Annotated in this window: 8 protein-coding genes; 3 read left to right on the top strand and 5 right to left on the bottom strand. The window is 38.9% G+C overall.

The window, feature by feature from the left end:
- Positions 1–288 precede the first annotated feature (288 nt).
- The 3 genes from GWD08_RS08275 (at position 289) to GWD08_RS08265 (ending at position 3,956) form a co-directional block, all read left to right on the top strand.
- Positions 289–1,539, top strand: a complete 1,251-nt coding sequence (locus GWD08_RS08275; protein ID WP_159565199.1) for an extracellular solute-binding protein — start codon at positions 289–291, stop codon at positions 1,537–1,539.
- A 219-nt stretch (positions 1,540–1,758) separates the two neighbouring features.
- On the top strand, positions 1,759–3,120 hold the full coding sequence (locus GWD08_RS08270) for a carbohydrate ABC transporter permease (RefSeq protein WP_159565197.1): 1,362 nt from the start codon (positions 1,759–1,761) through the stop codon (positions 3,118–3,120).
- A complete protein-coding gene (locus GWD08_RS08265) occupies positions 3,120–3,956 on the top strand; it encodes a sugar ABC transporter permease (RefSeq protein ID WP_159561506.1) in 837 nt (278 codons plus the stop codon). Before GWD08_RS08270 ends, GWD08_RS08265 begins: the two co-directional genes overlap by 1 nt.
- A gap of 300 nt (positions 3,957–4,256) precedes the next feature.
- Here the strand turns inward: GWD08_RS08265 and dltD are convergent, their stop codons facing one another.
- Genes dltD through GWD08_RS08240 form a run of 5 tightly spaced genes read right to left on the bottom strand, consistent with a single transcriptional unit; the run spans position 4,257 to position 8,729 of the window.
- A complete protein-coding gene (gene dltD, locus GWD08_RS08260; RefSeq protein WP_159565195.1) occupies positions 4,257–5,531 on the bottom strand; it encodes a D-alanyl-lipoteichoic acid biosynthesis protein DltD in 1,275 nt (424 codons plus the stop codon).
- On the bottom strand, positions 5,524–5,763 hold the full coding sequence (gene dltC / locus GWD08_RS08255) for a D-alanine--poly(phosphoribitol) ligase subunit DltC (RefSeq protein WP_159545169.1): 240 nt from the start codon (positions 5,761–5,763) through the stop codon (positions 5,524–5,526). The genes dltD and dltC overlap by 8 nt, the downstream gene beginning before the upstream one ends.
- A 16-nt stretch (positions 5,764–5,779) precedes the next feature.
- Positions 5,780–7,039, bottom strand: coding sequence for a D-alanyl-lipoteichoic acid biosynthesis protein DltB (gene dltB / locus GWD08_RS08250; RefSeq protein WP_159565193.1), 1,260 nt, complete (start codon positions 7,037–7,039; stop codon positions 5,780–5,782).
- Positions 7,036–8,574 (bottom strand): D-alanine--poly(phosphoribitol) ligase subunit DltA, encoded by a 1,539-nt coding sequence (gene dltA / locus GWD08_RS08245; protein WP_159565191.1) that lies wholly within the window; start codon positions 8,572–8,574, stop codon positions 7,036–7,038. The genes dltB and dltA overlap by 4 nt, the downstream gene beginning before the upstream one ends.
- Before the next feature lie 11 nt (positions 8,575–8,585).
- Positions 8,586–8,729 carry a teichoic acid D-Ala incorporation-associated protein DltX gene (locus tag GWD08_RS08240; protein ID WP_159545163.1) on the bottom strand — a complete coding sequence of 48 codons (144 nt, stop codon included), beginning with the start codon at positions 8,727–8,729 and terminating at the stop codon, positions 8,586–8,588.
- Between the last annotated feature and the right edge of the window lie 335 nt (positions 8,730–9,064).

Here is a 9,064-nt window from a genome sequence, read left to right as displayed (position 1 = left end):
AAGATATTCAAAAGTTAGGGAAAAACTGCATACACAACACGATTTACAACTTAAAAAAGCTTCAATAACGTTGATTTGACAGCGTTTATAGAGATTTTTTTATTTTTTAACTGATAAACTCGGGATTTTATCATATAAAATGCAATGCTTATCCTGCTAAAGCTAACGCTCAGCCAAAAAGAAGCTGGTTGATTTTTAGAAAACCTAAAAAATGTTAAAAAAGGCTTGACTTTTTCTGCAAACGGTTGCATAATAATATTAACAAATATTTCTTAGGAGGAAATAGCTATGAAATCATGGCAAAAAATTATCGTCAGCGGAGCAAGTCTCACACTTGCTGGAACATTATTAGTAGGATGCTCATCCAACTCAAAAGATAAATCCCAATCTGCTTCTACTGATGCTAAAACGATTAAATTATGGGTGCCAACTGGCGCTAAAGAATCTTACGCTGACACTGTAGCTAAATTTGAAAAAGATTCAGGCTACAAAGTTAAAGTGATAGAATCTGAAGATCCAAAAGCACAAGAAAAAATCAAAAAAGATGCTAGTACAGCTGCTGACGTTTTCTCACTTCCTCACGATCAACTTGGACAACTTGTAGAATCTGGTACTATCCAAGAAGTACCAGAACAATACACGAAAGAAATTGCTAAAACAGCAACAGATCAAGCAATTGTCGGTGCACAATACAAAGGTAAAACCTATGCCTTCCCATTTGGAATCGAATCCCAGGTTCTTTTCTATAACAAAGAAAAACTATCTGAACAAGATATTGCTTCATACGAAACAATCACCCGTAAAGCAACCTTTGGTGGTACCTTCAAACAAGCTAACTCTTATATTACTGGACCATTGTTCTTATCTGTAGGAGATACCCTCTTTGGCGAAAACGGTGAAGATCCTAAAGGAACTAACTGGGGTAATGACAAAGGCGTCTCTGTTCTTAAATGGATTGCAGACCAAAAAAATAACAAAGGCTTTGTTAACTTAGATGCTAACAATATCATGTCTAAATTCGGTGATGGCGCTGTAGCATCCTTTGAGTCTGGTCCATGGGACTATGCCGCTGCCCAAAAAGCTATCGGCAAAGACAAACTTGGTGTAGCCGTTTATCCAAAAATGAATATTGGTGGACAAATCGTTCAACAAAAAGCCTTCTTAGGTGTTAAACTTTATGCCGTTAACCAAGCACCAGCTAAAGGCGATACCAAACGGATCGCAGCAAGCTACAAACTTGCTTCTTACCTCACCAATGCAGAAAGCCAAAAAAATCAATTCAAAACACGTAACATCGTTCCTGTAAACAAAGATGTGCAAGCTTCCTCTGAAGTGCAATCAAATGTCCTCGCTAAAACAGTCATTACAATGGGTGGTTCCAAAGACTATACAGTTGTTATGCCTAAACTTAGCCAAATGGCAACATTCTGGACTGAAAGTGCTGCTATCTTAAGTGATACCTACAATGGTAAAATTAGCGAAGCTGATTACCTCACTAAATTGCAACAGTTCGACAAAGACATTGCCGCGACTAAATAAGACACATCCTGTGACTAGTGCCTCGACTGCTTAATTACTATAGAGGTTTAGTCTTTCACTCATCATTAAGGAGTGGAACTAGGCTCCATTTGGAAACTTGGTTCCATTCTTTATTTTATGAGTTAGCCAGGTGCTACGTAAATTTTTAAGAAATTAAAAGTTTACGTAACATTTCGCTTTCTCACCTCAATTATTTTTAATTAGAAAGGTACCCAACTTATGACTGCCACTTCAGCACACAAACAGGTTACCGTTAAAGAAGCTCTCCAAAAAGGAGGCCTTGATATTAAATTATCAACATTAATTATGGGCTTTGCAAACCTGGCAAATAAACAACTAACCAAAGGGATACTCTTTTTAGGAGGCGAAATTATCTTCTTGATCGCCTTCTTCTCTCAGATTATACCTGCACTTAAAGGACTGATCACCCTAGGAACCCACACGCAGGGCATGGAGACTAAGGTTATTGATGGTATCAAACTCCAAGTTTCTGTGGAGGGTGATAACTCCATGCTCATGCTAATTTTCGGCTTGGCTTCCCTCATTTTCTGCCTCTTATTTGCCTATGTCTATTGGTGTAACTTAAAAAGCGCCCGCCACATTTATGTCTTAAAGACAACAAACCAAAAGATTCCAACTTTCATTGAGGATTTTAAAACCTTAGCCAATGGTCGCTTCCATATAACACTTATGATTGTACCACTTATTGGCATCTTACTCTTTACGATTTTACCCTTGGTCTATATGATTTGTTTGGCCTTTACCAACTATGACCATAACCACTTACCACCCAAATCACTATTTGATTGGGTCGGTTTGGTCAATTTTGGTAATGTCTTTACCGGACGAATGGCCGGAACCTTCTTTCCTGTCTTTTCTTGGACACTGATTTGGGCTGTCTTTGCCACCGCGACCAACTTCTTCTTTGGTGTGATCTTAGCCTTATTGATTAATACCAAAGGACTTAAGCTCAAAAAGCTATGGCGAACAATCTTTGTTATTACCATTGCTGTTCCCCAATTCATCTCGCTTTTAATCATGCGAAACTTGCTTAACGACCAAGGACCGGTTAATGCCCTCTTAAGTAAAGTAGGCCTCATTTCGCATTCCTTACCATTTTTATCTGATCCAATCTGGGCAAAATTTTCGATTATCCTCGTTAATATGTGGATTGGTATTCCTTTTACCATGTTGATTGCAACAGGTATTATCATGAATCTTCCTAGTGAGCAAATCGAAGCCGCTGAGATTGATGGCGCAAGCAAATTCCAAGTCTTCAAATCAATCACATTTCCACAGATTCTCCTCATCATGACGCCTAATCTAATCCAACAATTCATTGGTAACATCAATAACTTCAACGTTATCTACCTCCTAACTGGTGGTGGCCCAACTAATTCACACTACTACCAAGCAGGAACCACTGACTTGCTCGTTACTTGGCTCTATAAATTAACCTTTACCGCTGCTGATTATAATTTGGCTTCGGTAATCGGAATCTTAATCTTTACCGTTTCAGCTATCTTTAGCTTACTTGCCTATACTAGAACAGCATCATACAAGGAAGGAGCGGCTAAATAATGAAAAACAAACGTCGATTTCAACTTGGCTTAGTTTATGCCACTTTAATCATCCTCTCAATCATTTGGCTCTTCCCTATTGTCTGGGTGGTCCTAACAAGTTTTCGGGCAGAAGGCACAGCCTATGTTAACTACTTCATTCCCAAAACATTTACACTAGATAACTACATCAAGCTCTTTACCAACAATTCCTTCCCATTTGGTCGTTGGTTTATGAATACCTTTGTGGTTGCCACCTTCACCTGTATCATCTCAACCCTCATTACTGTAGCCATGGCTTATGCCTTAAGCCGGATTAAATTTAAACACCGCAATGGCTTTTTAAAACTAGCACTCATACTCAACATGTTCCCAGGATTTATGAGCATGATTGCTGTCTACTACATTCTTAAGGCCCTTGGCTTAACCCAAACACTTACGGCCTTGGTGCTAGTTTATTCTGCTGGTGCCGCTTTAGGCTTCTACATTGCTAAAGGATTCTTTGATACCATTCCTTATTCACTTGATGAGTCAGCAATGATCGATGGGGCTAGCCGACTAGACATCTTTTTAAAAATCACCCTACCACTGTCAAAACCAATCATTGTTTACACAGCTCTTATTTCCTTTATGGGACCTTGGATTGACTTTATCTTTGCACAAGTTATCCTTGGAGACGCTACCAGCAAATACACCGTAGCGATCGGACTCTTTTCAATGCTACAGGTTGACACTATCAATAACTGGTTTATGGCCTTTGCCGCTGGTTCGGTCTTAATCGCCATTCCAATTACGCTCTTATTTATCTTTATGCAAAAATACTATGTTGAAGGTATTACGGGTGGTTCTGTCAAATAAACTTGCAAGCTTTCAAAACTTCTAAAGGGCTATTCCTTTAGAAGTTTTTTTATAAGTGTTACTACAAGTTTACCGCCGCTTAAGAGTTAGATTTTCTGGCTCGTTGTCAACTGTAGTGGTAACAATGAGCGACTTTTTTCACACAGTCAAAAACTCTATAATACAAAGTCGATTTACCCACTACAGATATTATAGAGCCTTTGAACATAGCAAAAGAGAAGACGAACTTCGTCTCCTCTCGCGCTTAGTTATAAGTTATAAGTCACCCACTACAGTTGACAATGAGCCAGAAAAAACAAATTATTGTTTCGGGCTTTCTTTCACAGGTGGGTTATTTAAATTGGCCCATTCTTTACTAAAAAAGTAGGGATGTATGTCATAGTTGGGTTTGTCAGTTTTCTTAGCTAAGAAAGCCTGTAGATGCTCATCAAAAGCCAACCAACCGTTCCAACCAATATGAATCGTATCTTGCATAAAGTAAGGCTCGCCGCCTTTTTTTGATAAATCAGCAATATCTGTAAAACCCTGTGATTCTAATTGATATTTGATTTTTTTAACAGCTGCTTGATACTTGTCCATGTTTAAGCCAGTATACTTAGCCCACTCTTGGTTCACAGGAGTAATCACAAACAAGACCTGCATATCTTGCTTTGCAAAAGCATCTAGCACTAATTGAAAATCATTATACTCTGGTGAAACAATATATGAATTTTTACTTTGGAAGTTTTTAAACGTACGATAACCTGGCGCTATGCGCTTAGTGTAGAAAAAGTTTTGAATTCTAAAGCGATTATTATTAGTTCCTTCTTGACCACGACGCGTTGCCAAGACATGGAGTCGTTCATAAGAAAACGTTTTAGGCAAACCGGCAACCCGTGGCAAAATGTGCTCTTCGTAATTATCAGAAGAACTAAAATGACTAAACATGGTCTCTTCTCTTAAGCTAGCTGCCTCTGAAACTTTTAATATATTTTTATCCAACGCTGATAAGTCTTGTCCGCGAGAAATTTTTTTCAAACACGTATTGAAAACAACTCCCGGATTGATATGTAACAACCGTTTAGCAGCCATCTGCGAAGCTGGATCATTGCCGTGAGCTTGTAAGAGAAAACTAATCACTTGAGAGTTTGACATATACTTTTGCACAGCTGTAATTTCTGTCCCTTGTGGGGAAAACCACTGTGGTGAAATGACAAATACAGCTTTTTGGTTGCGCAGCTCTGGTAACATCTGCATAATGCTATAGTATTGTGATAGGCTTTGCGTCCCTCTTTTTCCAATCAAATAGGGAATATAAGGCCGGTGATAGCGTTCTGCCAGCACCGAAGGATGCATGCTGTCCATCCGGCTCCACTCACTAGAACCAAAAAAGGGTATGAAATGGTGATGCTTATCTGCTAGGGCTTGTTTTTTCGTTACACCATTTTTAAAGGAAGTATCAGTCAGAGCAACGGCATTACGCTTTTCTTGACTTAGGTTATGAGGTAAATGAGTTGGAAAAGCCACAATAGTTACTATGACTAAGCAGATAGCCGTTAGCAATGGTCCAAAAATTAACCACAGCCTCTTAAGCATGACGAAGTTCCTCTACCCCTTCTACAATTTTATTCACAGTATTCCAGTCTTCGCGGCCAAATTCAGAGATGGGAACCTTGATGTTAAAGGCTGACTCTAACTCAACAATCAACTCGACCGTTCCTAAACTGTCGAGAACTCCGGCATCAAATAAATCGTCATCTAATATGTCAGAAACATCTTCCATAAATAACCGGTCAAACAATTCAATTACTGTTTCTTGTGTTGTCATAATAAATACCTCAATCTTACTTAGGTAGTTTTGTAAACCATAAATCATTCAAAAAGCCTGAGAAGATCAATAAGGAAAACATAACTACATGAAAAGTGAATATAATAGAAAATACGTGGAAGAATTTACTTTCAAACCGCGGTGCTAAGCCTGCTTTTTTGCGTTCTCGATTAAGAGCCTTTTTCTTGCGCAACCAAGCATCGTTAATGATTAAGCCAATCCCATGGAAAAGACCATAGGCAATGTAGTACCAAGTCAAGCCATGCCAAAAGCCCATCAAAAGCATATTAATCAGATAAGCCGCACTAGAAGTATGATTACGATTTTTAAAAGTTTTGTTCTTGATAAAAGTATGAACTAACCGCATAAAAACGTAATCTCTAAACCAAAATGACAGCGTCATATGCCAACGATTCCAGAAATCTTTGAGACTGCTGGCCAAAAAAGGCTTATGAAAGTTTTCCGGTGTTTTGATCCCCATAATGTAAGAAATGGCAATCGCAAACATGGAATACCCAGCAAAATCAAAAAAGAGATTCAAGCCATACAAATACATCACCAAGACCGTTGGCAAATTAAAGTAACCCCCAAGTGAGAGCGCCTTGCCTTGGACAATTGGTAACATAACCCCGCCCAAGAGATAAGAAATAATAAATTTATAAAGGGCTCCTAACATGAGATACATGACAGCTTTATCAAGCATTGTCAAATAGGTATCACGATCAGGAACGTTTTGATAATCTGACTCAAACCGTCGGAAGCGATCAATCGGTCCACTCGTAAAAGTAGGTAGAAAAATCAAAAAACGCAGAAAAGCAGGTAGTGAGAAATCGGTTAGGGTCCCATCACGCATTTCGATAATCATCCCCACTGTTTTAAAGGTAAGATAAGAAATACCAATAAAACCTAGTAAAGATGGTCGTTCATCAAAACTTAAAAGTGGCACTAATTTAACACAAAGCAAGGGAAAAAGGGCCCCAACGGAGGCTAAGTAAAAGACGACACTACTGTTGCGGTTTTTGCGGTAGTTCTTGTACAGCCAGACACAGGCTGTCTGCCAGATACAATAAAATAAAAAGGCTATTAATTGATGATCGTTATCTCCACCAAATAAAAAACAGATAAAAAGGAGGTTGACAACCCATTCATAAAAGGGAAGTCTTTTCCCCTTTAACAAGCCAAGAGTGATTGGAAAAAGGGCCAAGAGGAGATAAACAAAGTACTGAGGGTTGGCATAGGCATCTAAATATGGAATTTTTTCAAATAGGCCCATCATCTGCCGTTCACCTCATTAATCAAGCCTTTTATATCAATTTTGCCATTTGGTGTCAGTGGCAATTCATCTCTAAAGAGGAATTTACTTGGCATCATATAAGACATCATATTGTCGGCTACAGATTGCTTAATAGCCTTGGTCAATTCTCGGTCATTTGCAAATTGCTTGCGCGCATCGCCTTTAACCACAACATAGGCTAATAGATTTTGAACCTTATGGTCTTTATTATAACGCGGCACTGCCACAGCAGATTCGACGAACGGCGATTGATTTAATTGTTGCGAAACATCCTCAAGCTCAATCCGATACCCACCGTATTTAATCTGAAAATCTAAGCGGCCGCCATACAGTAAAACACCATCTTCGGTCATCGAGCCAATATCACCAGTATGATAAGCTGGTTGGCCATTTAATTCAAAGAAAGCTTCTGCAGTTTTTTCTGGGTTATTGAGGTAGCCCTTTGACACCGCAGGTCCGGTGACAACGATTTCCCCCTGTTCACCAGTTGGTAAAATGGCTAACGCTTCATCAAGGATGAAGGTTGGAGAGTCTGCCTTGGGATAGCCAATTGGCAAACGTGCATAAGAGGCCGTCATTTCTTTTGTGATTGCAATCGCCGACAAAGCCACCGTTGCTTCGGTTGGTCCGTAAGCATTGACGATTCGCGCCTCCGGAAAACGTGCCATTAGTTTTTTGGCGGTAGAGACCGTTAATTCCTCCCCATCAAAATAAAAATGAGTCAAAGAAGGCATTTTTTCCTGACAAAAATCCTCACTAAGCAAAGCCATTTCCGCAAAGGAAGGAGTTGACGTCCAAATACCAATCGGTAAGTTAATAATCGTATCAAATAGGCGTTTGAAGTCAGCAACAATGTCTTTTGGTACGACATATAAGGTTCCACCCATGGCTAAAGTAGGTGCCCAGTACATCACAGAAAGGTCAAAAGAGTAAGGAGGCTGAGCTAACATTTGTGGCTCTTTTGGCACTGCAAACTCTGGACTAGTAATCATCCAGTTGGTAAAACTGAGCAGGTTATCATGTGAGATTTGTACCCCTTTAGGTTTACCCGTGGTACCAGAAGTGAAAATAATATAATAGTTATCATCGCCAGTAACTGGATGGGTCAATGCATAGGCTGATTTTTGAGCCTTGGCCTTTTCAATCTCTTTGAGGGTGATAACTTGTGTACCAGCAATGTCTATAGGCAAGGGTTCGATTGCTACTATCAGACTAGGTTTACCAATTTCAATAATATTTTGTAAGCGTTCAAGGGCTGTGTGACTATCAACTGGAATATAAGCGTGGCCTGACTTTGTAAGGCCCACAAAGGTAGCAAGCATTTCATAGGATTGTGCTCCAAAAACAAGCACCGGAGACTTGGCTGGTAGGCTTAAGGTGTCCAGATAAGCCGCAATACTATCAGAATCTTCTTTTAGGTCTTTATAAGTCTGGCAATGTCCTAAACAGTTATAAACCAAGGTATCAGGTTGCCTTGCAGCAAACTGATCAAGATGTGTAATCATATTATCAATCATGCTCTTTCTCCTTAAAATTCATTGTAAATAAATGAACCTTGTCCATGTCCAACATATCCAAAAAAGTAAACTAGCAGCATCAATATGATATAAAATAAAAGTACTTTGCCTATAAAAATTAGGACGGTATTTAAAGTGGTCTTCTCACTTTTCATTAGCTTACCTCTTGTATTAAGTTAATAATGCGCTAGGAAGATTTTACCTTATTTTATCCCTTAGAGCAAGTTAAAATGTCATTTATGAGAATAGTGCACTTTTCTCATTTAGCTTCCATTAACGTATTGCGAAGCTCATTTTGGGTTATCTTTAGTTTTAACCTAGTTTTCTTAAAAATGACTTAAGAAAAAAGCTTGTTGAGCAAGCTTCAGATTGAAGACAAAGCTCTAGGAATTGATTTTTCTAGGGCTTTTCTTTTTGCCAAGAGTTATAATAAAGATAAGAAGTTCTAGGAGGTCTCAGTATGTTCCACAAAGAAAATCCTAACTATAAT

The organism is Streptococcus halichoeri (assembly GCF_009870755.1).
Lineage (GTDB): Bacteria > Bacillota > Bacilli > Lactobacillales > Streptococcaceae > Streptococcus > Streptococcus halichoeri.
Note: the sequence above shows the minus strand (reverse complement) of the source record. Positions and strands in the feature narration are given on the sequence as shown.

What these genes read in the sequence shown, in the direction of transcription:
- dltD (WP_159565195.1), bottom strand. Translation starts at nt 5,531, where the DNA reads ATGCTTAAGAGGCTGTGGTTAATTTTTGGACCATTGCTAACGGCTATC.
- dltA (WP_159565191.1), bottom strand. Translation starts at nt 8,574, where the DNA reads ATGATTGATAATATGATTACACATCTTGATCAGTTTGCTGCAAGGCAA.
- GWD08_RS08275 (WP_159565199.1), top strand. Translation starts at nt 289, where the DNA reads ATGAAATCATGGCAAAAAATTATCGTCAGCGGAGCAAGTCTCACACTT.
- GWD08_RS08265 (WP_159561506.1), top strand. Translation starts at nt 3,120, where the DNA reads ATGAAAAACAAACGTCGATTTCAACTTGGCTTAGTTTATGCCACTTTA.
- dltB (WP_159565193.1), bottom strand. Translation starts at nt 7,039, where the DNA reads ATGATGGGCCTATTTGAAAAAATTCCATATTTAGATGCCTATGCCAAC.
- GWD08_RS08240 (WP_159545163.1), bottom strand. Translation starts at nt 8,729, where the DNA reads ATGAAAAGTGAGAAGACCACTTTAAATACCGTCCTAATTTTTATAGGC.
- dltC (WP_159545169.1), bottom strand. Translation starts at nt 5,763, where the DNA reads ATGACAACACAAGAAACAGTAATTGAATTGTTTGACCGGTTATTTATG.
- GWD08_RS08270 (WP_159565197.1), top strand. Translation starts at nt 1,759, where the DNA reads ATGACTGCCACTTCAGCACACAAACAGGTTACCGTTAAAGAAGCTCTC.